Annotated in this window: 21 protein-coding genes and 2 pseudogenes; 16 read left to right on the forward strand and 7 right to left on the reverse strand. The window is 38.1% G+C overall.

Going from position 1 to position 26,486, the window contains the following annotated elements:
- Positions 1 to 340 precede the first annotated feature (340 nt).
- The 11 genes from glmM (at position 341) to CALSC_RS10460 (ending at position 14,966) form a co-directional block, all read left to right on the forward strand.
- Positions 341 to 1,792 (forward strand): phosphoglucosamine mutase, encoded by a 1,452-nt coding sequence (glmM, locus tag CALSC_RS10410; RefSeq protein ID WP_088241283.1) that lies wholly within the window; start codon positions 341 to 343, stop codon positions 1,790 to 1,792.
- Positions 1,793 to 2,216: 424 nt separating this feature from the next.
- On the forward strand, positions 2,217 to 2,957 hold the full coding sequence (locus CALSC_RS10415) for a glycosyltransferase family protein (RefSeq protein WP_088241284.1): 741 nt from the start codon (positions 2,217 to 2,219) through the stop codon (positions 2,955 to 2,957).
- 51 nt (positions 2,958 to 3,008) lie between these two features.
- The gene (gene hpsL, locus CALSC_RS10420) at positions 3,009 to 4,667 is read left to right on the forward strand and encodes a hormogonium polysaccharide biosynthesis protein HpsL (protein WP_088241285.1); all 1,659 of its coding nucleotides are present in this window, start codon (positions 3,009 to 3,011) and stop codon (positions 4,665 to 4,667) included.
- 127 nt (positions 4,668 to 4,794) lie between these two features.
- Entirely contained in the window at positions 4,795 to 5,775 is a 981-nt protein-coding gene (gene hpsN / locus CALSC_RS10425; RefSeq protein ID WP_088241286.1) for a hormogonium polysaccharide biosynthesis glycosyltransferase HpsN, read from the forward strand.
- A 198-nt stretch (positions 5,776 to 5,973) separates the two neighbouring features.
- Positions 5,974 to 7,149: a hormogonium polysaccharide biosynthesis glycosyltransferase HpsO gene (hpsO, locus tag CALSC_RS10430; protein WP_088241287.1), complete on the forward strand. Its 1,176-nt coding sequence runs from the start codon at positions 5,974 to 5,976 to the stop codon at positions 7,147 to 7,149.
- Between the two features lie 20 nt (positions 7,150 to 7,169).
- Positions 7,170 to 8,357, forward strand: coding sequence for a hormogonium polysaccharide biosynthesis glycosyltransferase HpsP (hpsP, locus tag CALSC_RS10435; protein ID WP_088241288.1), 1,188 nt, complete (start codon positions 7,170 to 7,172; stop codon positions 8,355 to 8,357).
- A gap of 466 nt (positions 8,358 to 8,823) precedes the next feature.
- A complete protein-coding gene (locus CALSC_RS10440; RefSeq protein WP_088241289.1) occupies positions 8,824 to 9,558 on the forward strand; it encodes a peptidylprolyl isomerase in 735 nt (244 codons plus the stop codon).
- A 421-nt stretch (positions 9,559 to 9,979) separates the two neighbouring features.
- On the forward strand, positions 9,980 to 10,525 hold the full coding sequence (locus CALSC_RS10445) for a porin family protein (protein ID WP_088241290.1): 546 nt from the start codon (positions 9,980 to 9,982) through the stop codon (positions 10,523 to 10,525).
- A 312-nt stretch (positions 10,526 to 10,837) separates the two neighbouring features.
- A complete protein-coding gene (gene sir, locus CALSC_RS10450; protein ID WP_088241291.1) occupies positions 10,838 to 12,754 on the forward strand; it encodes a sulfite reductase, ferredoxin dependent in 1,917 nt (638 codons plus the stop codon).
- Between the two features lie 317 nt (positions 12,755 to 13,071).
- Positions 13,072 to 13,794: a 16S rRNA (uracil(1498)-N(3))-methyltransferase gene (locus CALSC_RS10455; RefSeq protein WP_088241315.1), complete on the forward strand. Its 723-nt coding sequence runs from the start codon at positions 13,072 to 13,074 to the stop codon at positions 13,792 to 13,794.
- Between the two features lie 101 nt (positions 13,795 to 13,895).
- Positions 13,896 to 14,966, forward strand: a complete 1,071-nt coding sequence (locus CALSC_RS10460; RefSeq protein ID WP_088241292.1) for a tetratricopeptide repeat protein — start codon at positions 13,896 to 13,898, stop codon at positions 14,964 to 14,966.
- A gap of 172 nt (positions 14,967 to 15,138) precedes the next feature.
- Here CALSC_RS10460 and CALSC_RS10465 read toward each other — a convergent pair whose 3' ends face one another.
- From CALSC_RS10465 to CALSC_RS10485, 5 genes and pseudogenes are all read right to left on the reverse strand, one after another.
- Positions 15,139 to 16,131 (reverse strand): aspartate carbamoyltransferase catalytic subunit, encoded by a 993-nt coding sequence (locus tag CALSC_RS10465; RefSeq protein ID WP_088241293.1) that lies wholly within the window; start codon positions 16,129 to 16,131, stop codon positions 15,139 to 15,141.
- A 196-nt stretch (positions 16,132 to 16,327) separates the two neighbouring features.
- Positions 16,328 to 17,748 (reverse strand): annotated as a pseudogene (locus CALSC_RS10470) (sensor histidine kinase).
- A pseudogene (locus CALSC_RS10475) lies at positions 17,745 to 18,457 on the reverse strand (DUF4079 domain-containing protein). The pseudogenes CALSC_RS10470 and CALSC_RS10475 overlap by 4 nt, the downstream one beginning before the upstream one ends.
- A 335-nt stretch (positions 18,458 to 18,792) precedes the next feature.
- Entirely contained in the window at positions 18,793 to 19,260 is a 468-nt protein-coding gene (locus tag CALSC_RS10480) for a DM13 domain-containing protein (RefSeq protein ID WP_088241294.1), read from the reverse strand.
- A 462-nt stretch (positions 19,261 to 19,722) separates the two neighbouring features.
- Positions 19,723 to 20,073 (reverse strand): antibiotic biosynthesis monooxygenase family protein, encoded by a 351-nt coding sequence (locus CALSC_RS10485; protein WP_088241295.1) that lies wholly within the window; start codon positions 20,071 to 20,073, stop codon positions 19,723 to 19,725.
- Between the two features lie 337 nt (positions 20,074 to 20,410).
- Here CALSC_RS10485 and CALSC_RS10490 point away from each other — a divergent pair, with 337 nt between their 5' ends.
- Complete coding sequence (locus CALSC_RS10490) at positions 20,411 to 20,842, forward strand: hypothetical protein (RefSeq protein WP_088241296.1); 432 nt, start codon at positions 20,411 to 20,413, stop codon at positions 20,840 to 20,842.
- A 142-nt stretch (positions 20,843 to 20,984) separates the two neighbouring features.
- Positions 20,985 to 23,108 (forward strand): single-stranded-DNA-specific exonuclease RecJ, encoded by a 2,124-nt coding sequence (gene recJ, locus CALSC_RS10495; protein ID WP_088241297.1) that lies wholly within the window; start codon positions 20,985 to 20,987, stop codon positions 23,106 to 23,108.
- 32 nt (positions 23,109 to 23,140) lie between these two features.
- Here recJ and psb30 read toward each other — a convergent pair whose 3' ends face one another.
- Entirely contained in the window at positions 23,141 to 23,284 is a 144-nt protein-coding gene (psb30, locus tag CALSC_RS10500) for a photosystem II reaction center protein Ycf12/Psb30 (RefSeq protein WP_327331312.1), read from the reverse strand.
- A 155-nt stretch (positions 23,285 to 23,439) separates the two neighbouring features.
- Between psb30 and CALSC_RS10505 the strand changes: the two genes are divergently transcribed.
- Positions 23,440 to 23,790 carry a YkgJ family cysteine cluster protein gene (locus CALSC_RS10505; RefSeq protein ID WP_088241298.1) on the forward strand — a complete coding sequence of 117 codons (351 nt, stop codon included), beginning with the start codon at positions 23,440 to 23,442 and terminating at the stop codon, positions 23,788 to 23,790.
- Positions 23,791 to 23,830: 40 nt separating this feature from the next.
- Positions 23,831 to 24,076: a hypothetical protein gene (locus tag CALSC_RS10510; RefSeq protein ID WP_088241299.1), complete on the forward strand. Its 246-nt coding sequence runs from the start codon at positions 23,831 to 23,833 to the stop codon at positions 24,074 to 24,076.
- 39 nt (positions 24,077 to 24,115) lie between these two features.
- Here CALSC_RS10510 and CALSC_RS10515 read toward each other — a convergent pair whose 3' ends face one another.
- Positions 24,116 to 25,051, reverse strand: a complete 936-nt coding sequence (locus tag CALSC_RS10515; RefSeq protein ID WP_235006754.1) for a glycosyltransferase family 2 protein — start codon at positions 25,049 to 25,051, stop codon at positions 24,116 to 24,118.
- Positions 25,052 to 25,271: 220 nt separating this feature from the next.
- Between CALSC_RS10515 and CALSC_RS10520 the strand changes: the two genes are divergently transcribed.
- A complete protein-coding gene (locus CALSC_RS10520; RefSeq protein WP_088241301.1) occupies positions 25,272 to 26,465 on the forward strand; it encodes an argininosuccinate synthase in 1,194 nt (397 codons plus the stop codon).
- The last annotated feature ends 21 nt before the right edge of the window (positions 26,466 to 26,486 follow it).

The following is a 26,486-nucleotide window of genomic DNA, read 5'->3' on the forward strand; positions in this document are numbered from 1 at the left end:
AGCACCCCATACCCTGTTCTTGGTTATCCTTATCTGACCAACACCCAATTGTAAAAAGCCTACACCTGCTCCCTGCTCCCTGCTCCCTGCATTTCAAGCGATTGATTATTTTTTTATTTGGAAGTCCCTTAAACTATCCCACCGACTTTATTAACTCTTTACAACCAAGTAGCAGAACTTATCAGCATTTTCGCTGACAATAGCCTACATAGGCTATACATTTAAACATATAACTCAATAGCTCAACTCAAATCCTGATGAACTCGAATTCAGAAAGAATTTGTAGATAGAGTGTATCGTGATATTCTCCAGTGTGACTGTGTGTGGAGTGTTTAAACTTATGGTTTCATCAATAATTCGCAATCAAAGTCCTGTAGGATTGACTGGGAAATTAGAAAATATTGAAGGCAGTTTACCGAAGGATGGTATCACATTACCAAAAACACCACTCTTTGGTACAGATGGGATTCGAGGCAGAGTCGGGGATTTACTGAGTGCGCCTTTGGCGTTACAAGTTGGTTTTTGGACTGGTGTAGTGTTGCGTACTTATGCATCTAATCCTGGGCCGATAATTCTCGGACAAGACTCCAGGAACTCCAGTGATATGTTAGCAATGGCATTGAGTGCTGGGTTGACTGCTGCGGGATTAGAAGTTTGGTATTTAGGTTTATGTCCCACTCCCTGTGTCGCTTATTTGACAAATACGACTAATGCTGTGGGTGGGGTGATGATTTCTGCCAGCCATAACCCCCCAGAAGATAATGGCATTAAAATTTTTGATGCCAAGGGTGGAAAACTATCCCCAGGACTCCAAAGAGAAATTGAAGCTGGAATTAGAGGTAATATATCGACCGCAGACAATGTAAATAACTGTGGTAGACATTACTCTCGTCCAGAGTTAATCAGTGATTATGCTGATAGTTTAAAGCAACCCTTCCAGAGCAATCATTTCCAAGGGATGAAAATAGTCTTAGATGTTGCCTGGGGTGCGTCGGTAGGCTTAGCTCTATCTGTGTTTAAGTCTATGGGTGCGGAAGTTATTTGTCTACATAACAAAGCTGATGGCGATCGCATAAATGTTGATTGTGGTTCCACCCATTTGCAAGTTCTGCAAGGGGCAGTAAGAGAACATGGGGCGGACTTGGGTTTTGCCTTTGATGGCGATGCTGATCGGGTTTTAGCAGTGGATAATCAAGGGAGAGAAGTCAATGGCGATTATCTTCTTTTTTTATGGGGCAATAGCTTAAAGCAAAAGCAACAGTTGCCAGATAACTTAATTGTTTCCACCGTCATGGCAAATCTCGGCTTTGAGAGGGCATGGAAACAACTCGGCGGCAAATTTATTCGCACTGCGGTAGGTGACCAATATGTACAAGCAGAAATGCGAAAAACTGGCGGTATGCTGGGTGGGGAGCAATCAGGACATATTCTTTGCCGTCACTATGGAATAACCGGTGATGGTTTGCTAACAGCATTACATCTAGCTGCCTTAGTTCAAGAATCTGGTATGTCCCTGGCAGATATGATCGATGGAAGTTTCCAAACCTACCCCCAATTGTTACAGAATGTGCGAGTAGAAGATAGAAACCAACGCATTAATTGGAAAAAATATCAACCATTGCAAGATGCGATCGCTGCAGCTGAAGCTGCTATGGGTGACACTGGTAGAGTTTTAGTACGTGCCTCTGGTACAGAACCAGTAATCCGAGTCATGGTAGAAGCAGAATTAGCTGATGTGGCTAGTTATTGGACTCATGAATTGGTATCAGTTGTACAGCAACATCTCACTTAAAAATAGGCAATCAAGCTAGTAGGGGCATGATATCTCTCGCCCCTACATTTTATTTTGTTTCCACAAATAATTGCTTGTAGAGTGCTCCAAAGCTTAAGTGGTATTAATTTTTACATACATCCATTGACACATAAGAATTTATACATGGTATAACAGAGATGAATTGGTGAACAATGAAATAACTTGGTCTAACTTAAGGAATCATTTTGATTGTTTAAACATTCATTCATCTTGCGAAAATACAATACCATTTTAGTGATTATGATTTAATACCAATTTTAAAAATGATTGCGACAGATGGAAATTTGAAAAGCTGATGTAGTAACTCTTTCATAATCTCGGACAGTTGTTCATGAGGGAAACCTCCAAGACTACACTGTCCTCAAAATCTAAAATCTAAAATCCAAAATGATTTAAGTTAATAATGCTTGTCTTTGTTGTACCTCTAAAAAGTCGGCAAGTTTCCAAATCATGGGAGCATGTCTCCAAATTATTGGAAAGATGTGTTAAATCTATTTGTGCTCAAACCTCACCAGAATTTAGAGTCATTGTTGTTTGTAATGAAAAACCAAACATTACATTCACTCACCCTCATCTGACATATGTTGAAGTTAATTTTGCATTGCCAAATGAAGTAGAAACTGTAAATAAAGGACGCACAGATAAAGGTCGTAAAATATTAAAAGGACTAATAGAAGCGGAGAAATTCAATCCTACTTATACAATGACAGTTGATGCTGATGACTGTGTCAGTAAAAATTTAACTCAATTTGTCAATTTAAACCCTGATTGTAATGGTTGGTTTATTAATCGAGGATATAAATATCAAGAAGATAGTCAATATATTTATATCAAGCGTAAAAATTTTTATAAAATGTGTGGTAGTTGCAATATCATCAGATATGATTTGAACTTCTTACCCAAAAATCCAGAATATAATCGAGGTTACGGTTATTATAAATATTATATAGATCATGCTCAAGTCAGGAAAATATTAACAAATAAGGGGAAATCCATACAACCATTACCATTTCCTGGAGCAATTTATATGTTGGGAACAGGAGAACATAATTTTTACGATCCGACAAAATTAGGATTTAATATTATTAATCGTAGGCTATTGAATCAATCAATTCAAGAAGAATTTGGAATATATAAGGTATAAAAAATATTCTCATAATTACTTTTATTTTAGGCAATTACGAACAAGTATCTCATGCCAAAATCCAAAAAGAAAAATCAATCAGTCAAACAACAGTCAAACTCAAAAAAAACAACTTTAACTCTCAAGGAGAAATTCGCTCAAAAGCGCCAAATTGCCCGACAACGGAAAGAATTTACTAACCTGCTGACAACCGCCATCTTTGGCGGTTTATTCTTGGGATTTATTCTTTTCTTTGTCGGAGGAATTAAGGCAGCAGTTTCGGCATTATTGGGGACTATCATCATGTCTTTTTCTTATAAATATCCCCGTCTTGCTCTTTATACTTTTATCATTTATATTCCCTTCGCAGGTACTATCACCTACTACATTGGAAGTAGCCCTGTTTTACAACTGGCAAAAGATTCTTTTTATATTCCAGCATTAATTGGAATTTGGCAAACTTGTCGCCAAAAAAGACTACCTGTAATTCTGCCTACAGGTATTAAAACACCGCTATTTATATTTCTAGGTTTATGTATGCTAACTTTCCTATTTGCCAACGGAATGCAGCAGCTAAACCCTAAATCAGCAGAATTATTTCAGAAAGCACCCCAGGAATTACCCATAGGTATGGGAATTTTAGGATTAAAAGTATTATTAGGTTATTTTCCTGTAATTACCTGTATATATTATTTAATTCGCAATCAGAAAGATTTTTTATCTCTTTCGCGCCTACAAGTTAGTCTGATTCTTATTTGTTGCACCCTAGGATTAATTCAATACTTACTATTATTAACAGGTATATGTCAAGGAACTAGAGAAGCAACTGGAGATGCTTTATTTAAAGCAACAGTAAAAGCTCGTTGTTATTTTGGTGGTGCTTTATTATATAGTCCTAGTCAAGGAGTGATTCGTCTACCAGGAACCTTTGTTGCTCCTTGGCAATGGGCATGGTTCTTAATATCTAGTACATTTTTTGCCTTTGCTACTGGCTTTGGTGATCCTAAGATAAAATGGCGAACAGTTGGTTTAGTTTCTATGGCATTAATTTTTGTTAATGCTGCAATTTCCGGACAGAGAATTGCCTTAGCATTAGTGCCATTTTGTTTCTTATTATTATTAATAATTACTGGTAAGATTGGTGATCTCAAACGCTTTATTCCCATTGGTATAGGGCTAGCAATAATTTTGGGAATTGCCATAGTAAATTATCCAGAAATTGTTCAAGAAAGAATAGATAGCTTATTTGGGCGTTGGGAAGCCTCCCCTCCTCATGAATTTATTATTCAGCAATTTGAAGATACTTGGAAAGAGCAAAGAGGTTTTTTTGGTAGAGGATTAGGACGCGCTACTAACTCTGCTCGTGCATTAGGTAAAACCCGCCTAATCGAAACTTATTATCCTAAACTTCTATACGAAATCGGAGTATTAGGTACTTTGGGATTTTTAGCTTTAGTCACAACCCTAACAGTAATTTGTTATGGACAATATCGCAGGATAAAAAACCGTAATTTCCGCAGTTACGCAGCAGCTATGTGGACGTTTATACTGTTTATTAGTTATAACACTTACTACTATCCTTTAGATGTAGATCCGGTTGCCGTATATTACTGGTTTTCTGCAGGAATACTTTTGAAATTACCAGTCATAGATAAACAAGAAAAAATTTTAGAAAATTCTCAAGGAACTAAACGGAAAAATACTAAAATACCTAAATCTATATCATCTTAATTAGCAATTTTGGCTTTGAAATTTGTATTATAGATTATGGGTCATATATAAACCCAAACCATAAATTTAGCATTATCAAACATAATGTGAAATTAAAGGATATTAAAGTTTTATAGGTATAAAAATCATGAATGACTATCCCTTAATTTCTGTGATTATCCCCACTTATGGTCGTGAAGAAATATTACGAAGCACTGTTACAGATGTTATCAAACAAGACTACTCAAATTTTGAGATATTGGTTGTGGATCAAACTCCCAAACATCAGCCAGAAATTACCAATTACTTAGAAGAATTAGCAAAACAGGATAAAATTAAGTGGTTTCATCTGACATGGGCTAGTTTACCAGGTGCTAGAAATTATGCTATCCGGCGTTCTCTAGGGGAAATTATTTTATTTATTGATGATGATGTACAACTAACTCCTAATTTTTTAATTACTCATGCTAAAAATTATCGAGATAATCCTGAAATTGGAGCAGTTGCAGGGCGCGTTTTTGATAGAATGAAATTAGGAGAATCTGGAGGAAACTTACAGATTGATTATCTACCTCCCCAAGCAATGGATCCTGGTATTGCTTGGTATAATATTGATTTGGTACATACAGTTAAACCCCAACAAGTTCTATCAGCAAGGGGTTGCAATATGTCATTTCGCCGCGATATTTTCACAAAGTATGGATTGAATTTTGATGAGAGATTTCGTGGTAGTGCAGTGCGAGAAGAATCTGATTTTTGTTTGCGTGTAAGACAAACAGGATACAAAATTTGGTATGACCCAGAAGCTTATCTGGTGCATTTAGGAGAAGAAACTGGGGGTTGTCATGATATTAGTACCCGTTCCACACAATATCAATTTACTTTCTACCATAATCATTTTTTGATGGGTTTGAAAAATTTGACTTGCATACAAGCTTTACGTTTTTATGGACGTTTATTTGATTGTCACGTTCTTGGTAGACCTCCTTGTCATAAAAGTGGATCTCCGATCAAAATATTTACCCGCTTTATATTCTATTGTCTAGGTTTTCTCAAAGCTATGGGAACTATGTTCAAATCTCTCTGGGATGATGGTCAAATATATAGTCGCATGGATCAGCAATTATAGAGATATAGATCTACAGGTAAGTAATAAGTAACAAGTAATAAGTTTAGTTCTTCAATAATGTCTTAATTTATATAGGATTGCTATAAATTATTAGTTTAATGAGGATAGGGTTAATTATTAATTAAAATGATGATTAAATAGAGCTTTTCACCTATTTAATATTAACATTTACATTCAGCCAATAATGAATAAATTATAATGAGAATTATAGTTGCTAGTCATACGTATATTGTAGAATTAAATTGTGAAAAGTTGCGTATATTATCACAATTAGAACCTAATTTAGAGGTAACAGTTGTTGTCCCGAAAAAATGGCAGCCAGGTGGGGTACAAAATCAAGTTATCGAAACTGAATATAAAGAAGAAGGTAATTTCAGGGTAGTTCCAATTTCTAATTTTAGTGAAAATCACCAAGGATTATTGACTTTTGGTACAGATTTAATCTCTTTATTAAGAGAGTTTAAACCTCAAATAATCCAAGTAGAACAAGGCTCAAGGGGATTAGCACATACCCAAATGATTATCTTGAATCAAATCTTAGGATTAAAAGCTAAAAATATATTTTTCACTTGGTGGAATATTCCTTACAAGTTAAAATTTCCTGTATCTCTATTAGAACAATATAACCTCAAACATAGTCATGGTATTATTGCTGGTAATCAAGATGGAGCAAAAATTCTCCATCAACAGGGATATACGGGTCATATCAAGGTTATGCCTCAACTAGGTGTAGATGAGACCTTATTTAAACACCAACGGCAACCAGAATTATCTCAGGAATTAGGTATTAAACCGGAAGATTTTGTCATTGGATTTGTTGGTCGATTTGTTCTAGAAAAAGGAATTTTAACTCTCTTAAAATCATTGACAATGATTCAAGATAAGTCTTGGAAGTTATTACTACTAGGACGAGGTAAATTACATACAGAAATTATCCAATTTGCTGTAGATAATAATTTACAAGAAAGAGTAATCATCAGAGAAAGTGTTCCTCACGATAGGGTTTATCAGTACATCAATGTTATGAGTACTTTAGTTTTACCTTCAGAAACAACTTATAACTTGAAAAATTTAACTTCCATAGGCTGGAAAGAACAATTTGGTCATGTACTAATTGAAGCAATGGCTTGTCAAATACCTGTAATTGGTTCTGATTCTGGTGAAATTCCCCATGTAATTGGGGATGCTGGCTTAATATTTCCCGAAAGGGATGCTTCGGCTTTAGCAAATTGCTTATCGCAATTGATGAATAATCCAGAATTAGCTCACAAATTGAGTAAAATGGGTTATCAAAGAGTTATCGCGAAATATAGTAATCAAGCCTTAGCAAAAGAACAATTAGATTTTTATCGAGAATTAGTCATGATTAATTAGAAATTACAAAAATTATAAAAATGCGTATATTGCAAATTGTACCTTCAATTTCTTTAGTATATGGGGGTCCCAGTCAAATGGTTTTAGGACTGGCTCCTGCACTAGCTCAAGCAGGAGTCAAAGTTACAGTTATTACTACTAATAGTAATGGCGATAATGGTCAAAAGCCTTTAGATGTACCTTTGAATTTTCCGATTCAGCAAGATGGCTATGAAATAATTTATTTTCGCTGTTTTCCTTTCCGGCGCTATAAATTTTCCCTTGATTTGTGTAAATGGTTAAATCGTCATGTATCTACATATGATTTAGCTCATATTCATGCTTTATTTTCACCTGTAAGTAGTTTATCTGCCATGATTTGTCGGCAACAAAAAATACCTTATATTTTACGCCCATTAGGTACATTAGACCCAGCCGATTTACATAAGAAAAGACAATTAAAACAAATATATGCAGCAATTTTAGAACGTCACAATTTAGCTGGTGCAGCAGCAATTCACTTTACTAGCAATCAAGAAGCAAAAATTTCAGCCAGATTTGGGGTATCTACCAAGGATTTAGTTATACCTTTAGGAGTGAATCAGGTTGATGAGGGGAAAAATAGAGGAACAGAGAGTTCTATCCGCCAGCAATTAAATATCCCTGATAAGATTCCTTTAGTGTTGTTTATGTCGCGCATAGATCCCAAAAAAGGTTTAGATTTGTTAATTCCAGCCCTGGAGAAATTAGTTGCAAATGAATTGAAATTCCATTTTGTTTTAGCAGGAAGCAATCCCCAAGATCCCAATTATGAAGCAAAAATTCGATTACAGATCCAAAATTCTACCTTGCGATCGCATACTACCATAACCGGATTTATTACAGGTGAGTCAAAAACTGCTTTACTGCAAGCTGCTGATATATTTGTTTTACCCTCTTACTACGAAAATTTTGGGATTGCAGTAGCAGAAGCTATGGTAGCTGGAATACCAGTGGTAATTTCTGACCAAGTACATATTTGTCAGCAAGTGCGAGATAGTCAGTCGGGATGGGTGGGGAGAACAAATATAAACAATCTGATAGAATTATTAACACAGGCTTTGCAAAATCCCCAAGAGCGGCAAATCAGGGGAATCAGGGCAAAAGAATATGCATTACAATATTATAGTTGGAAGGCAATCGCTCGTCAGATAATCGCAGCATACACTGAATTTATTCCCCTCTCTTAGAGACTTAATTATACAAATACTTGACTATGAAATCGTAAAAATACTGAAATTGCTAGTTAGTTTTCAGTATTTTCTACAATTCGGATTCCAATTACTTGAGATACAAATTGATTATATACTAAGCTCTTATTGCTTGATTTCCGCTAGTAACATTAGAGTATTATGTAATGTATGCAATTTGATGGATAAAATTTTATAAATTCTGCAAAGAAACTCAGTTTGTGCTATAAATCATTAATTTAAAAAATAGACATCTACAAAAAAATCAGGTTTCTGCCTACCCTTGGTTCAGTGCTTATCTGATTTAATATAATTTTGAATATTCTCATCAGGGTGTATAGATGCAATAAAGTCTTAGCTTAAGTTCTAAAGTCATTAAGATTATTACATGCTGTTTGAACAAAACACAGTATTGGTGACTTCCATAAGCATAAGCTTCACATTCCTCTGACTAGAATAAATTCCAATGAGTAACATTGCCAAAATATTTATAGAGCCTGAAGAAATTGTCAATTTCCTCAAAGCAAAAATGTCTTTGCGGAAAATTTATGAAGAAATCTTATTTCAAAGAATCATAAATTCTAGTGCTGCTCTGAAAGGAGTCAATGTTACCATTGAAGAAATTGAAGCTGAAGCAAATCGCCAACGTCGAGAAAAACATTTAGAAAAAGCAACTGATACTCTAGCTTGGTTGTCAGAACAGTTAGTCACTCCCAATGATTGGGAAAATGGCATCAGAAATCATTTGCTAGCTGAAAAATTAGCCGAAACATTATTTTCTAAAGATGTTGAAACTTTTTTTTTCCAACATCGTCTAGAATTTGAGCAAGTTGTACTTTATGAAATAATTGTTGCTGATGAAAAACTTGCCCAGGAACTTTATTATCAAATTGAAGAGGGTGAAATTAGTTTCTATGATGCTGCCCATCGATATCATATAGACGAGCAATGTAGACAAAAATGTGGTTATGAAGGGGAAGTGTATCGCTGGTCTATGCAACCAAATATAGCTGCAATTATATTTAGTATACCTCCACAACATTTAATCGGCCCAATAAAGACTGATAAAGGCTATCATCTAATGATAATTGAAGAAATGATACCCGCAGAGTTGACAGTTAATAGATATCAAGAAATTCTACATCAAATGTTTCAACAATGGTTAGTTTCTGAATTAGAATATCTACTTTACTCTTCTTGATTTTAGCTAATTCTATATAACAAAGATAACCTTGCTGACTGCATTTTGTAAGATTAATATGTGGCAGTAGCTAAACTGTCTACTCACTATGCAATATAGTCGGTTAGAATAAAATGTTGACCTGCTCAATTTAACAACTGATGCATAATTTAGAAAGGATATAACTTAGCAAAGAATTGATAGTTCAAAGTAGTTAAGTAGGTTGGCGTAAAAAATTATCGTTTGGATAAGGCAGGGGGCAGGGAGCAGGGAGCAGGGGGAACAAGGGTTTTAGGCTTATTTACTATTCTTCACATAGTTTGGTTTTATTGTGCCGACTTACTTACTAAATAAATATTTTTCATAATTGATTTGGAACCTTTTGGTTCGATTAACGACATGGGATATAAAATCAACACTCAATAAAAATTTGGTGAAAATTATGCCACGTTTTATCAAATCTTTAGTGACAATTTCTGTATTGTCCTCCTTTATCGCTGCACCTTTAATTCTTTCTGCCGAACAAGCTACTGCCAAACCCCGACGAGGTACTAATGCTAACTACATTGGTGCTGGGGTGGCTGCTGGGGTTACTAATGGCGGTAAAAACGGTGATGCTGGGGATGCAGCAACATTCGGCGGTAATCTTTCTGGTCGTGTGAAGTTAGGCGACCTTCCAGTTTCTGCCCGTGGTCAAGTACTCTGGAGCGATGATACTACAGCTATCATTCCTCAAGTTTCAGTGGATGCGCCCATTGCTAGAGGTACTAATGCTTATGTAGGTGTTGGTTATTCTTTTGTCGAAAAAGATGGTAAAGCTACTCCTCTAGGTAACAAAGATGCCCTAGCTGTAACTGCTGGAGTGGAGTCTGAAGTTGGTAGAAACTTCCTAATTTATAGTAACGCCACCGTCGGTGTTGATGCCTATAAAGATAACTCTGCTTCCGCCGTCAGTATCAATGGTGGTGTTGGCTATCGCTTTAGATAATGGCTAATAGTTTTTATGGCAATCAATTAGCTATTATTTTTTGATAATTATCGCCCAATGTTGTGATTATGTCTACCTCTGCCGCAAGCCAGGGCAGATATGATTTGTAACTAAAAATAGATAATTAATAACTAATATTGCTGGGTTTACTAAGTGTTGCATCGCTGAGGAACCCGGCTTTTTGCCGTGGTAAAATATATTATATTCTTCTAAAATCCGACCGGATTACCGGGGAAATAAGCCGAATGGATGCTGCAAAATTCCTACTTCGGTAGTTGCTGATGCCTTATTGAGAAAACTATAACAATTGCAATGGTTAAATCTGCTCCTCCTGCGACAAATATTCATAAGCCTTCTAAGTTAGAAGGAATTAAGGAACGCAGTAATTTTCTGCGGGAACCTGTAGCAACTGAGTTGCTTCAAGATACAACTCACTTCACTGAAGAAGCCATACAAATTTTGAAGTTTCATGGCTCTTATCAGCAGGACAACCGTGACAATCGAGTCAAGGGGCAGGAAAAAGATTATCAGATGATGCTGCGTACTAGAAGTCCTGGTGGCTTTATTCCACCGGAGCTGTATTTGACTCTAGATAAATTATCTGATGAATATGGCAACCATACTTTGCGAACCACCACTAGACAAGGTTTTCAACTGCATGGAATTTTGAAAAAAAACCTCAAATCCACCATTGCTGCCATTGTCAAGAGTATGGGTTCAACTCTGGGAGCTTGTGGGGATTTAAACCGCAATGTGATGGCACCACCAGCACCTTTTAAAAATAAGGCAGAATATCAATATGCCTGGGAATATGCCCATAAGATTGCCGATTTGCTCACGCCACAAACAGGAGCATATTACGAAATTTGGCTGGATGGAGAGAAAGCAATTAGTGGGGAAGAAAGCCCAGAGGTAAAAGCAGCTAGACAGCGTAATGGGAATGGTACTATTTCCCACGATGGGGAAGAACCGATCTATGGTACTCATTATATGCCCCGGAAGTTTAAAATTTCCGTCACAGTTCCAGGGGATAATTCTATAGATTTGTACACCCAAGATTTGAGTCTGGTGGTAATTACAGATAGTCAAGGAGAGCTAACAGGATTTAATATCTTTGCCGGTGGCGGTATGGGTAGAACCCATAATAAAGAAGAAACATTTGCCAGGATGGCAGATGCCATCGGTTATGTGGCAAAGTCAGATGTTTACGATTTAGTCAAGGCTGTTGTTGCGACTCAAAGAGATTATGGCGATCGCACAAATCGTCGCCATGCCCGGTTAAAATATTTAATCTACGATTTGGGTGTGGAAGAATTCCGGTCAAAGGTAGAAAAATACTTTGGTAAAACCATAGAGCCATCCCAACCTTTACCGGAGTTTAAATATCAAGACTTCCTCGGCTGGAATAAACAAGGAGATGGCAAGTTATTTTTAGGAATTTCCATTGATAATGGTAGGGTGAAGGATGAAGGTAGTTTTCAATTGAAAACCGCTTTACGGGAAATCGTTGAGCAATTTAACTTACCGATTCGTCTCACTCCTAACCACAACCTATTGCTGTATGAGATTGCACCGGAACACAAACCAGGAATTCAGGAAATTCTTGATCGTTGTGGGATTATTACTAATGCCAAGGATATTGAACCCTTAGTTCGCTATGCTATGGCTTGTCCAGCCTTACCCACCTGTGGCTTAGCAATTACAGAATCAGAACGGGCAATACCAGGGATTATAGAACGGATTCGGGCTTTATTAAATAAATTAGGCTTAAAGAAAGAGCATTTTGTCATCAGAATGACTGGTTGTCCCAATGGTTGCGCCCGTCCTTACATGGCAGAATTAGGTTTTGTTGGTAGTGCTCCAGAATCTTACCAACTTTGGTTAGGGGGTTCACCAAATCAAACCAGATTAGCACAACCTTATACCCAGCGGTTGCACCACAATGATTTGGAAAAATTCCTAGAGCCAATTTTTGTCTTCTTTAAAAAATCTCGGGAGAAAGGGGAGAGTTTTGGTGATTTTTGTGCCCGTATTGGTTTTGATACCATTCGTGAATTTTCTGCTAATTATAAGCCATCAGCTAGCAGGGGGAAAAATACAGGTGGTCATCGCATAACTGTGCGCGATGATGTTTACAATCAATTAAAAGCTACTGCTGAAAATCAAGGTAAATCCATGACTGAGTTGTTGGATCAGGCATTGAGGAATTATTTGAAAAGTGAAGAATAGTAATATCTACATCAGAAATAAAAGCCTGTAATAGTATCAAATTAGCCCGTGAAAGCGGGCTATATTTATTCTTGAGTTTGTTGTTGAAATATATTTTCTCCTCTTCTCGAGTACCGATTCAGTAATGCCAGAATCTCTGATTAGATGAGATGGGGAAGAGGGAAAGAGGGAAAGAAGTGTGGGAAGTGTGGGGAGATAAAATAACTAACTATCAACTATCAACTACCAACTCCCAACCATCAACCATCAATCCTCACTTTCTCACTCTACACTCTCTCACTCCCACACCCCCTAAACATCCCACGCTCCCCGATTCTATGGCACAACTGCAACGCATAGCGATCGCATCCTCTCAAATTCAAAATGGGCAAATTGCCCTCACATCCCCACAGCAGCATTATTTATACCGGGTACTACGGTTACAAGCAAGGGATAATTTTATTGCTATGGATGGTATGGGACAATGGTGGCTGGCACAACTAACGGGTACAGTCGCAGCAATCATTCAACCCCTGAATGTAGCCACAGAATTACCAACAGCTATTACCCTCATGGCAGCTTTACCCAAAGGAAATGCCTTTGATGAGGTTGTCCGTTTTTCCACTGAATTAGGTGTAACTTGTATTGCTCCATTATTGAGCGATCGCACCTTACTCAAACCTAGTCTGCAAAAACTCCAACGCTGGCAAAGAATTTCCCAAGAAGCGGCAGAACAATCGGAGCGAGCTTGTATACCGACAATTTTAGAACCAGCTACATTTAGGAATGTGATACTAAATACTACTGCAACCCATCGTTATCTTTGTGAAAGCCGTGGTAACTATCCTCACTTAAAAAATATAATTAACGAAATCTCTGTCCCCGATGAAATTGCCATTGCTATTGGACCAGAAGGAGGATGGACAGAAGCAGAAATAGAATTTGCGATCGCTCATGGATTTCAGCCTGTATCCCTAGGAAAGCGTATCTTGCGAGCAGTCACTGCTCCCATCGCAGCCTTATCTATTGTCACAGCTACACTAGAATCAGTAGTAAACTAAGTACATTAAGCTACACTAAAATGCCAGAATATGCTTAATTATTATCAGCGTTCTGGTTTCATCTACCAATACACTCAATTTTTATCTGTATAAATTTATTTATGATTGACCAAGTTGCTACTGCTTTTGCTAGCGAAGACTATCGCACCGCAGCCAAATTAATTAAGCGATTGCTCAAAGAATCCCCAGAAAATCCTTGGGTGCAATTTTATCTAGGAAAGCTACAGGAAGTATCCGGGAAACATCAAGATGCAGAAAAAATGTATCTTCAGCTACTACGCAGTACAACTAACTCCAAAATATTAGCTCAAGCTCGTCAAGGAGTAAAAAGGTTACAAGATATTAAAGAAGAAGAAACCAAACAAGCCATTGCTCAAATCAAAACAAACCGCATTAATAGTGAAATAGGGGTATTAATTTTAGAACCAATTAACAGCGAACTCAAAGCCCAAATTGCTCCTAAATTTGCTGAAATTATGCAAATAGATCCCTACAGTGCTCGCCTAACCATACCTAGTCGAGGCTGGCGCATGTACCGTAGTGGAGGAATGGGAGAATTACAATACTACGGCGAACATTTACAAAATGCAGGTATTCCCTGTTTCTGGGCGAAATTGGCTGATGTACAAAAAATTCAAGTCTTTCAAGTTAATTATTTTACTGAATCTGCTAACCAAGGTACTGTAGTTTGTCGTAATGCATCTAATCAAATGGGTTCATTGAACTTTAACTGGTCAGAAGTTAAACAAAGGGTAATAGGGCTAATACCTATATTTGAAGAAGTAGTAGATCTTGATATCAGAGGAAAACTAGAAAGAAAAACTCAAATCCAAGATTACTTTCATTTTTGTGACTTACATCTGCCCAGTCGCCATTGTATTTTAAGAATCTACGATAATGCCTATGAATTCCAGCAAGGGGTACCATTAGTTTCCCAGCCTAGCCAGAATACTATTAGAATGAATTGGAATAGTTTACTAGACTGGATCGAAGGAAAATTACCCTCAGGAAAAGTTTGGTCTGAGTTTACAATCTTTGCAGAAACTGTTCTGGAACAAAAGGAACTATTGAATAAAATTCCCTCCCATATGCACATATTTCGTCGGGAAGCAACTGCTTGGGATCCAGCTTTTCAGCTATATAGTGGATTGGCTTTTGTGCGGAATGTATAGCGCTAGAAAACTGATTCAGTGCCAAAATTCCTGGTTAGGTGAGAGAGGGAAGAGGGGAAGAGAGAAGGAGGGAAGGAGGGAAAGAGGGAAAGAGGGTAATTTATACTCATCTTCCCATCACTCCATCACTCCCCACACTCCCCACACTCTCCACACTCCCCTCTCTAAGGCTCTAACTAGTCTTCCCGCTACCAATTAAATACAACAAAGCCATACGTACAGCCACCCCACTAGTAACCTGATTCTGAATCAAACTAAACTCTAGATCATCCATTAAATCAGAACTAATTTCCACACCCCGATTTACTGGTCCTGGATGCAATACCTTAACATTTGATTTGCATAGTTCTAGCTTTGACCTAGTAATACCAAAATAATGGTGGTATTCACGTAAAGAAGGCAATAGATGAGCAGTCATGCGCTCCTTTTGTAAACGCAAAGTCATGACAAAATCTGCATCCTCTAAAGCTGATTCTAAATTCCAATGGACAAATAATTTTCCTGGTCTATCTTGACCACATTCTGCAAATAACTTGGGTAATAAAGTGGGTGGTGCGGCTAAATGTAGTTCTAAATCCGTGGCTGTCAAACTCCAAATATTAGAACGAGCTACCCGAGAATGGAGAATATCCCCCACAATGGCAATTTTTTTCCCTTTTAATAGGTCCAAACGGGGATTGTTGGGGTCTAGTAAGGAACATATGGTAAATAGGTCTAGGAGTCCTTGGGAAGGGTGTTCGTGTTGCCCATCTCCAGCATTCAGGACACTCACCTTCACCTCTAAACGATCCATCTCTTGGGCGATCGCTTGAGGGACTCCTGCTTGCTGATGGCGGATCACCATAATATCAGTTCCCATTGCCAAATAGGTTTTAGCAGTATCAAGAATTGTCTCTCCCTTAGTCATGGAAGAGGTGGAGGAGGCAAAATTTAGGGTATCTGCAGAAAGACGCTTGGCAGCGATTTCAAAGCTACTGCGAGTACGAGTAGATGGCTCAAAAAATAAATTTGCTACCACCTGTCCCTGTAAGCTAGGAACTTTCTTTGTCCGGCGCGATAGCACTTCCCGAAAACTAGCAGCAGTTTGTAGAACGGTATTATATTCAGTTGTAGTGAAGTCAGCCAGGGAAAGAATATGTTGACGACTCCAGGTACTAGCAGGCATAAATTTTCAGTTTTTCTGTAAATATGCGATCGCTTATCTACAGTTTTTTTAATGTACATATGCAGAGCAAATCATACCATCTGTTATTCCCAGCAATTCTAAATCAATTGTGAATATGCTGTTGTGTAGGGTGTAGGAGGGAATGCCGTTTTCCCCTGCTCCCCTGCTTCAAAATGAAAGTTGAGCCTTAAAATTCTCATGAAAATACAGGAAAAACAACCTGAAATACACTTCCTTCTTCTAACTTCGATCGCACCGTTATATTTCCCCCCATTCCTTCTACCAGAGTTTTCACAATAGATAAACCCAAACCAGTACCACCAGCCCGGTTTCTGGCTTCATCTACCCGATAAAATCGTTCAAAAACGCGAGATTGTTGTTGTAGGGGGATACCATAACCGCGATCACACACTTGCATAATAGCTTGTGTTCCTTGTTGCTTTAATTTAAGGGTGATTGGTGTACCATCATCGGAATATTTCACCGCATTATCAATTAAATTAAGCAAAATTTGCTTCATATACTGATAATCGAGTTTTACCTCAATTGGATTAGCTTCTGCTTGAATTACAATTTGGCGATCGCTATGTTGGTTTGCCATTCCCACAATTTCAGCAACTAGATCGTTAAGTACACAAGGCTGCATCTTATAGTGTAAATAGCCACTATCAGCCCGTGCTAGTTCTAGTAAATCCTCTAGCATTTGGATCGTATTTTCTGCTTCCAATGCAGCAGTTTCTAAACCTTCTATTTGGGTTTCTGTCAAATTTTGCCGTCTTCGCAATACACTTTGTAAATAACCATGTACTATAGTCAAAGGTGTGCGTAATTCGTGGGAAATATTACTCACAAATTGTCGTTCTTTTTCCCAAGACTCTGAGAGACGCATTAACATTTGATTGCAGGTTTGAGCCAATTCTTTGACTTCACTGGGTGCATTCTGAAAATATAATTGTGCCTTGCCCAAATCTGATACGGAAATCACTTCTGTCATGCGACTTACCTGACGCAAGGGTCTTAAAGAGCGGCTAATGTAAAATGCAATTGCTCCAGAAATAATCATAATTACTAAAAGGCTGGCAACACTAGAACTCTGTACCATTGCCATAAACATAGTTTGTTCGCGGGTAATGTCATGTGCGACTGATAATTCACCTATGAGCTTGCCTTTAATTTCTAGGGTATTGCTACATAAAATAAAATAATTTTGATCAATTTTATGTACTTGGGGAGCAACAGGCATTTTAGTCAGATTAATTAATGTTTTTTTCGTAGAATCAGATGCCTGTTGAAATGATTTAGATGTAACTAAAATTTTCTTATTTTGATTTTTTATCCATAAAAAGTATTAGTATTAGTTAAATTTTTCACGCTTTTTTCCAAGGAATCTTGTAATGAATACATATCGGTGTAAACCTGTACATCCTGGGGTAAACGTTCTGTTAATTCTTGCAAATTTTGCTTATGACTATCAATTAAAATATGCTGCACTTTCCAATTAGTCCAAATTGCCAGACTACCTAAGCCGATAGCAGAAAGTGCAGCGATAACAATGGTTAAACGAACTCTTAAGGAATTAGGATCTACCTGCTTTAAAATATGATTTATGTACTTCACTGTGATGGTTTAGGGTTGGGAGTAGGACAAGTTCTATTGGCAAAATTACACTGATAAACATGGGATTCCTGCCAACTGAGAGGAATTTCGAGTAAATCCCTAGTACCGGTAAAACCTTGACCGATAAATAATAATAGAGCAATACAATTTAATATGGTGTGGATAATGCGCCAGCGATGAGTCCTATCTTTATAAATTTCTTGGATAATTGCTAAAGAAAAATCATTAATAAGGCGGCGATAATACCATAGTAATAATGAGACCAATACCACTCATCGGTACGACGAAATACTCCATCTTGAAGACCAAGAACTACTAAACCAACACCAGTTAAAGTGGCAAAAACTCCGCGCCATAGCTTCTGTTTTGCCCGGTAAAGAAAGACTAATGAGGCAATAGTAGCTGCAAACATTAACAAGATAAAAATACTTGTGGGAGATGACCAAAGTTGGTTTTTAACAATATTTTTGCCAATTGGGTAAGCCAATCCTAACAAAGTCAACCCCACCACTGCACCAGTGAGTAACTCTCCTAAACGTCGATGCTCTGGACCAGATACTGGAGGAATTTTACTTTTACCTTTATTAGCAGTTTGTAAGCGACGTTGACGTGCTTGCCATGCTAAATTAGCTACATTGCCAATCAACGGAAACACAAAAATAACTGCGATCGCGGGATGAATTAAACTCAGAAAATCTGTAAGTTCCATAAAATATCTATTAATACAACCTGACTCGGTGCAGTAGCATCATACACTGCAAAAACAAGCTTAATATGATTATTTCCAATCTTTGGCTTTAGACATCGGGTGGCAACTCCTGGGTTTCCTAGTGACTTGACTCTTGCAGAGGAGCTACTCTCCTAATACCAAGAGAGAAAAATGATTGCGACATATGAAAATATGAACAGCTTATGTCATCAGAACTCTTTCAACATCCAAAATCGTTCGACTGAGCGCTTACGACAAAGTCTAAAATCTAAAATCTAAAATGGTATAACGTCATTGCGGGATCCCTCGTCAATCCAAAATCCAAAATTGCATGACTAAATTTTTAAGGGAGCATAACCAAAAGTAGCGTTAAATTTGCGACACCAAATAGCAACAGATTGATATTTTTTCAAGTCTACCCCTTGAGGGATTGCATATTGTTGAGTCCCACTAGTCTTTGTTAAAGGGGCAATGCTAGTGTAGTCTGTTTCTTTAATGCCGGAAATTGGCAGCTTTTTATCCTTATGTAAAATTACGAATAAATCTGGGCCACTGTCAGTCTTGAAACTAGCATCAAATTCTAAGTATGATTTTCCATTCTTCGTAACTACTTTGACAATCCCCTGGGTAGGATGCTCTCCGTCTTGGAATACACCTGATGGAGAAGTGTTCTTAGCAACTGGTTTCGATGCAGTTGTTTCCACCGGAGTTTGGCTATCTGGTTGTTGGGAAATATTATTTTGGGAACAACCCACCATGAGTAAGGCTGTCAGGCTGATAATCATCCAAGATGGTGACTTCATGGATATAACCTCTATAAAACTTTCATAATTACAGTCTAGGATTTTATGGTGGTCACAACATTAATATAGGCTGAGAAGTTGTTAAAAATTTAACGATTTTTTTGAGAATTTTCTTATCTGATTTTAATCTAATCTTTATGATGTTCAAATGATATTTATCGTAATACCCGTATAGGTTAATACATTTTTGAAGCTCCCAACATATGAGCAGTAAACTTATTACTTATTACTTGCGCATAGCGCTTCCTTTGGGGCATCCCTAATTAATATTTAAACAGTAATTAAGCAGTAATCGTCAAATCGTAGTTAATTGAAGATTGCTGCAATGATAATTGGATTGGTGACATTTTATTTTAATTCAGAACATCTAAACTAGAAGTAAGAAAGCAGTATCAGCGATATTATGAAAAAAATTAAAAACCTAAATTATTCAATTTTTTATAGCTGATAGCTTTTTCTTCATCAATTATTCCCTACCTCATACCCAGACTTAACTTCTGGATGAACTTCACACACTAATTCATAAAAGGAAGTTGTTGGTGTGTGGGTAAACAAGGGACTCATTTGCTTTAAAATAGCTTGGTAAGCATCACTTTGATTGGCTTGCATATCTTCTAAGTTTTCCCAAAAAATGACAGCAATCCCTTTATCAGTACCTGGTTCTTGCAGTAAATAAGCTCCTTTAAACCCATGTGTGTAAGTTGACACAGCCTGTTCATAGAGGTGCTTGGCTTCTTCAAACTTACCTGGTTTAAATTCTCCCACAGCAACATATGCATATTGATGTTTCAGAAAGTCTTGGAAATCGCTCATTATCCTCTCCTTATGCAAAGAATTGTCATTTTTTAATTTTACTTCAGTTGTGTTTGAATTTATTACTATGGGAATATCCCCAATGTTTGAACTGTCAGCAATTTGAAAAAGTATGGCGATAGATAGATAGAAAGAAAATGTATTTTGCTGGGGAACATGCTAACTCGTTCTATGAGCGGTAAGGTTTTATGGAAGGTGCTGCTATTTCAGGTATGGTTTTTGCTAAGCAAATTCTGAAATTAAAGTAGTATTTTTTACATACAATCTAATAGTTTTATGATTCACGGTGTTAGGCTTAAGTCTCTCAAATCATTTCTCTATCAGAGCTGTAAATCCCATGTATCATTTTAAATCTATTTGTGCCACCGTAATTGCAACAACTCTTATCCTGGGTGCTACCGAGTATCATTCTCCTGCCTTGGCTGGAACTTGTGCATCCCAGTGTGGTCCTCGTCCCATTCAGTTTACCCCTGGACAACGCATTCGTATAGAAGTAGTTAATCGCACATATAGGGATGTGAAATTACAGAAACCATTTATTATTGATCCTGTTTCCCTGAAACACGGTGAAGCAATGCTATTAGAGCATGGAGATGGAACTCTAGATAATGTCTCACTGTTGTTTTGGCATGAAAATGGTTATGCGATTAAAGCCACTGTATCTAAACCCAATTTTGCAACTTTGCGGGTAGAATTACGTCCTGAACGGCGTACCCGTGGCGATCGCTCTATCTATATACTAGATAATGGTCGCATTCAAATTTTGTAAATTAGTTTATTCTACTCCTTGCCAAAGTCCCAGAAACAGAAGAATGGTTTTGCATCTTTATTCTCGTTGCAAATATATGTTTTTGCAACGGGTTTATTATATATTGACAAGATTATGATTATGCTTCGCCCTAATTATAATTTTGTTCAACCAACATGCAACTGTGTCAGTAGAAACCCGTAGAAAAGTACCGAATCAGCGTTGGCAAATTTATCCCCAAAAGGATGAATTGGCACAAAATTTGGCAGAAGTTACCCATGTATCCCCTTTAATCTGTCAATTGCTGATTAATCGTGGTATGGAAACCCCAGAACAAGCACAACTATTCTTAAATCCAGAATCTCTTGTTTTGCCTTCCCCCTTGGAAGAATTTCCAGATTTAGCTATTAGTTTAGAGTTATTGCAAAATGCCATCGCTTGTCAAACAAAAATTGCGATCTGCGGTGACTATGATGCGGATGGGATGACTAGCACAGCTTTATTGTTGCGGAGTTTACGTTGGTTGGGGGCAAAGGTAGATTATGCTATTCCCAGTCGGATGCATGAAGGTTACGGCATTAATAACCGGATTGTGGAAGAATTTGCCGATGAAGGAGTACAACTAATTCTCACCGTAGATAATGGTATTTCTGCATTCGCCCCTATTACTAGGGCTAAGGAGCTGGATTTACAGGTAATTATTACTGACCACCATGATATTCCCCCAAAATTACCTCCAGCTGATGGGATTTTGAACCCCAAGCTAATTAATCCCCAGTCTCCCTACTATGGGGTTGCAGGAGTGGGAGTTGCCTATATTTTAGCTGTGTCTTTGGCTCAACAAATAGGGGATGGTTACAAGGGTTTATTTAAGCCAATGTTAGAGTTATTTACCCTGGGAACTATTGCAGATTTAGCTCCCTTAATCGGTGTAAATCGCCGTTGGGTAAAGCGAGGTTTGCGACAGTTACCAAAGTCTCAATTATCTGGGATCCAGGCTTTGATTCAACTGGCTGGGGTGCAGGGAAGGAAGAGGGAGCAGGGGAGCAGGGAGAAGGGAGCAGAGGGAGAAAAGATGAGTTCCCAAACTTTGAAACCTGATGATATTGGCTTTCGGTTGGGTCCTCGGATTAATGCGATTGGCAGAATTTCTGATCCACAAATTATCATTGATTTGTTGACTACTGATGATATGGGAATCGCACTGGAAAAAGCAATGCAGTGTGAAACTATTAACCGTCAACGTCAGGAAATGTGCGGACAAATTGAACAGGAAGCGATCGCAATTGTGGAAACAGAATATATCCCATCTCTACAGGATGACAGGGTATTGGTAGTGGTTGCTCCTCATTGGCATCATGGTGTAATTGGGATTGTTGCTTCCCGTTTGGTAGAACGGTATGGTGTGCCTGTGTTTATTGGCACATACGAAGATGAAGGTCAGATTCGCGGTTCGGCTCGGGGAATTCCGGAATTTAATGTATTTGACGCATTAGAATATTGCCGAGATTTATTAGGTAAGTTTGGAGGACACAAAGCGGCGGGGGGATTCTCCTTACCGGCTGCAAATTTACCAGAATTGCGATCGCATCTGAGCAAGTTCGCCAATCAATGTCTGGAAGTTCAACATCTCAAACCTCTGCTGAAAATTGATACCCAACTTCATCTCCATCAAATTAACCAGGAACTCTATCAACAACTCCACTCCCTAGAACCCTGCGGAATTGAAAACTCCAACCCCATATTCTGGACAACCAACGTTACAGTGGTGGAACAGCAAATAGTGGGTAAGAATCATATAAAATTGACAATAGGAGAACAAATTGGCGAGACTCCTTCAGAGTCGCTACGCGAACGCCACTATACAATCAAAGCGATCGCTTGGCGTTGGCGCGATTATTTCCCTTTACCATCCCGCCTTGATATTGCTTACAAACTGCGGGAAAATACCTTCAACGGCAATACCACCATTGAATTAGAACTATTAGGAGCTAGGCTACCCAATCAACCCCAATTTTCCTTCGATTCTATCCATAAATCTGCCAAAACTTCCTTTGTATATCGCCAGCGCCGCTACACTTGTGGGATGTATGACAACGGCTCTGTACCCGAATTAAGGATTAAAAACCCAGAAGGTAAAGTCCTAGCTATTCATCCTCATAATTCTACAGGCTTATTAGGTAGCAATCGGCAAAATGCAAAAGAGGTTGATATTTCTCAACCCCCTTATGAAAACATTATTCAAGCTGCATTTGCAGCTTTATTTATCCTAAGTCCAAAGCAGTGAATTTACATTTATTTACTCAAAACTCAGAAATCTTACATATCACCATTGCGGAATGCCAGCACAAAAATGACCACAGGACCAGACAACATAATCAGTGATACAAATAGCAGTTGAAAAATAACTTCAAAATTTATGTTGTTGAAAACGTCAAAAATACCGCCTAAACTGTCAAACATTGTGCCTCCTAACTATTTTCAAAAATCAATCACACAGTTGCTAATCCCGAAAATCATCATATCCGGCTGTAGCAGGTGGATTTTAAGTTACTTAACAAAATTATAGAAAACAACATACAACTGTAAAACTCTGAATTTAAATAAAGGTAAAAAATATGGCTACTTGGCAATGTATAAAACAATGTGGAGCCTGCTGTCACCTCGATCCTGAGGAACGTCCAGATATATATGAATATTTACTACCAGATGAGTTGGAATTATATCTGAGTATGGTGGGAGAAGGGGGATGGTGTGTCAATTTAGATCGAGAAACCAGAGAATGCAAGATTTATGCTCACCGTCCCCGTTTTTGTCGGGTAGAGCCAGAGGTATTTGAGGATATGTATGGTATCCCACCAGAGGAGTTAAATGACTTTGCTATTGAGTGTTGTCGTCAGCAGATAGAAGCGGTTTATGGCTGGCGCAGTTTAGAACTTTTACGTTTTGACAAAGCTGTAGGGATTTAGGTAATTTCTAGAATTAGAATTACCACAATTGGAGGTTTTGATGACAGACCCACAGATTGAAGATATTTACGCTCGTTTAGATAGCCTTACGGAGGAAGTAAATTCCCTCAAAACCCAGATTGGTGTAGTAGGTACAACCCAGTATGCAGTAGTACAAATTTTAGATCGCTTGGAGCGAGTTGAGACTACCCAAGCCCAACACACTCAATTACTCGCCCAACACACTCAATTACTCAATGAGATTTTGCAGATACTCCGTGATCGTAATGGCGGTAGTGGGATATAAGGCGATCACTTTACCTTTGAAATATTGGAAACAAAATCTTTAACTGTCACTTTCAGCATAAGCCTCATACACACCCTTGACGTTATACCAATTGAGAAAAATCCGAGCAACTTCTAATGCCAACTGGGGTTTACCTAAATCAATCAACCATTGTAAAAAAGGAGCCATAGTCCGCTCATTTAACAATCCATTGAGGGAGAGTATCCCCCATAACAAACGGTGTAACCAAGTCATTTGGATCATCATTCTCACTTCCCATGTCGGGTGTTTTTGATAGAACAAAACCCCCATGCGCCCCCGTTGTATCTCTTTATCAATTAAACTGGGTATTTCCTTTAAACTAAAGGCTGGATGCCAGTGATAGCCTACTGCACCTGGACACTTAATTAGTTGTAAACCTAATTTTTTCAGTCGCACACCTAATTCTAAATCTTCCCACCCATATAATTGAAAGCTGCTGTCAAACAGCCCAACTTTTTCTAACCAATGCTTGGGAATAGCAACATTACCAGTGGCAAAAAAAGCGGCGGAAAAATCTGTAATTTTATATGGCTCGGTAGTAGGATTACTGAAATTACAAGTATTAACTACAGCACCGTATGTAAAAAAGCGATCGCTCCCCAATTTTTTCTCACCCTCCACCAATGCATCTGCGTGAGCTTGGAGGAAATTCTCTGTAACTACTAAATCGCTATCAATAAAAATAATCCGATCACCAAGAGCCTGTTGAACACCCAAATTTCTAGCTGCGGCTGGTCCTTGGTGTTCTTGCTGAAAAACACGTACATGGGGTAATTCTGTTTTATATCTTTCCAACCATGACAAAGTTTCATCGTCAGAACCATCATCCACTAAGACAATCTCATAATCCCTAATCACACTAGATTCACTCAATACCTGAGCTTCTAAAGCCTTGAGACATTTTGCTAAAATTGGTTGACGATTGTAAGTTGGAATTACAACACTAAAAAACACAGTTTTCCCCACAACATTTATTACCCATCTCCAGCATAAGACAAGGCTGAATTTCCAACAGTTCCTGACCTAAAAATATAACCGAAAACTGAAAATAAATCCGACCAAAGTATATATAAAAACTATCGTAAATTATCAATCAGTATAATTACAGAAGAGAATATACTGAGATTAATTAGATAATATCAAATCGTCGTTTTGCAGCATTTAGAAATTACCAATGGGTCACGCCAAAAAGGTTGTCTTAGCATATTCTGGTGGAGTAGATACTTCAGTGTGTATTCCCTACCTCAAACAAGAATGGGGAGTAGAAGAGGTAATCACCTTAGCAGCAGATTTAGGTCAAGGGGATGAATTAGAGCCAATTAGAGAAAAGGCACTGAAATCAGGAGCCAGTGAATCCTTAGTGGTGGATGTCAAAGATAGTTTCATCAAAGAATATGCTTTTGGGGCAATTCAGGCAAATGCTCTTTACGAACAACGCTATCCTTTGGGAACAGCATTGGCTCGTCCTTTAATTGCTAAAGCTCTGGTAGAAGCAGCAAGCAAATATGGTGCTGATGCCATCGCTCATGGTTGTACTGGTAAGGGTAATGACCAAGTTCGTTTTGATGTTTCCATCGCAGCACTCAATCCCAACCTGAAAATATTAGCACCAGCCAGGGAATGGGGCATGAGTAGGGAAGAAACCATTGCTTATGGCGAACGGTTTGGTATTCCTTCTCCAGTCAAAAAATCTTCCCCTTACAGTATTGACAAAAACTTACTTGGTCGTAGCATTGAAGCTGGTGTCTTGGAAGATCCAACGGTAGAACCACCAGAAGAAATTTATGAAATGACAAAAGCGATCGCGAATACCCCAAATGAACCAGAATATATTGATATTGGTTTCACTCAAGGTATTCCTACCGCACTCAACGGTACATCTAAAAATCCAGTCGAATTGATTGGACAGTTAAATCAATTAGTAGGGAATCATGGTGTTGGGCGAATTGACATGATCGAAAATCGCCTAGTAGGGATTAAATCTCGGGAAATCTACGAGTCTCCGGCAATGATGGTATTAATTCAAGCACATCGGGATTTAGAAAGCTTGACTTTGACAACAGATGTCACCCATTACAAACGGGGAATTGAGGAAACATACAGCCAAATAGTTTACAACGGTTTATGGTATAGCCCCCTCAAAGCAGCCCTTGATGCCTTTATTCAGCAAACACAGGAGCGAGTATCAGGGAATGTCAGGGTAAAACTGTTTAAAGGTAACGCTACCATTGTTGGACGTGATTCCCAAAATTCCCTTTACACCCCTGATTTAGCAACCTATGGTGCAGATGATAAATTTGACCACAAAGCTGCTGAAGGTTTTATCTATGTTTGGGGATTACCCACTCGGATTTGGGCAAAAGGTTAAATAGTAGAAGGAGTGAGGAGT

The sequence above is a fragment of the Calothrix rhizosoleniae SC01 genome, assembly GCF_900185595.1.
GTDB lineage: Bacteria > Cyanobacteriota > Cyanobacteriia > Cyanobacteriales > Nostocaceae > Calothrix_A > Calothrix_A rhizosoleniae.

Bases quoted from the DNA above. Each gene is read 5' to 3' on its own strand.
- CALSC_RS10520 (WP_088241301.1), top strand. From the start codon at position 25,272: ATGGGTCACGCCAAAAAGGTTGTCTTAGCATATTCTGGTGGAGTAGAT.
- glmM (WP_088241283.1), top strand. From the start codon at position 341: ATGGTTTCATCAATAATTCGCAATCAAAGTCCTGTAGGATTGACTGGG.
- hpsN (WP_088241286.1), top strand. From the start codon at position 4,795: ATGAATGACTATCCCTTAATTTCTGTGATTATCCCCACTTATGGTCGT.
- CALSC_RS10445 (WP_088241290.1), top strand. From the start codon at position 9,980: ATGCCACGTTTTATCAAATCTTTAGTGACAATTTCTGTATTGTCCTCC.
- CALSC_RS10480 (WP_088241294.1), bottom strand. From the start codon at position 19,260: ATGAAGTCACCATCTTGGATGATTATCAGCCTGACAGCCTTACTCATG.
- CALSC_RS10460 (WP_088241292.1), top strand. From the start codon at position 13,896: ATGATTGACCAAGTTGCTACTGCTTTTGCTAGCGAAGACTATCGCACC.
- hpsL (WP_088241285.1), top strand. From the start codon at position 3,009: ATGCCAAAATCCAAAAAGAAAAATCAATCAGTCAAACAACAGTCAAAC.
- hpsP (WP_088241288.1), top strand. From the start codon at position 7,170: ATGCGTATATTGCAAATTGTACCTTCAATTTCTTTAGTATATGGGGGT.
- CALSC_RS10505 (WP_088241298.1), top strand. From the start codon at position 23,440: ATGGCTACTTGGCAATGTATAAAACAATGTGGAGCCTGCTGTCACCTC.
- CALSC_RS10510 (WP_088241299.1), top strand. From the start codon at position 23,831: ATGACAGACCCACAGATTGAAGATATTTACGCTCGTTTAGATAGCCTT.
- CALSC_RS10490 (WP_088241296.1), top strand. From the start codon at position 20,411: ATGTATCATTTTAAATCTATTTGTGCCACCGTAATTGCAACAACTCTT.
- psb30 (WP_327331312.1), bottom strand. From the start codon at position 23,284: ATGTTTGACAGTTTAGGCGGTATTTTTGACGTTTTCAACAACATAAAT.
- CALSC_RS10485 (WP_088241295.1), bottom strand. From the start codon at position 20,073: ATGAGCGATTTCCAAGACTTTCTGAAACATCAATATGCATATGTTGCT.
- hpsO (WP_088241287.1), top strand. From the start codon at position 5,974: ATGAGAATTATAGTTGCTAGTCATACGTATATTGTAGAATTAAATTGT.
- sir (WP_088241291.1), top strand. From the start codon at position 10,838: ATGGTTAAATCTGCTCCTCCTGCGACAAATATTCATAAGCCTTCTAAG.
- CALSC_RS10465 (WP_088241293.1), bottom strand. From the start codon at position 16,131: ATGCCTGCTAGTACCTGGAGTCGTCAACATATTCTTTCCCTGGCTGAC.
- CALSC_RS10415 (WP_088241284.1), top strand. From the start codon at position 2,217: ATGCTTGTCTTTGTTGTACCTCTAAAAAGTCGGCAAGTTTCCAAATCA.
- CALSC_RS10440 (WP_088241289.1), top strand. From the start codon at position 8,824: ATGAGTAACATTGCCAAAATATTTATAGAGCCTGAAGAAATTGTCAAT.
- CALSC_RS10455 (WP_088241315.1), top strand. From the start codon at position 13,072: ATGGCACAACTGCAACGCATAGCGATCGCATCCTCTCAAATTCAAAAT.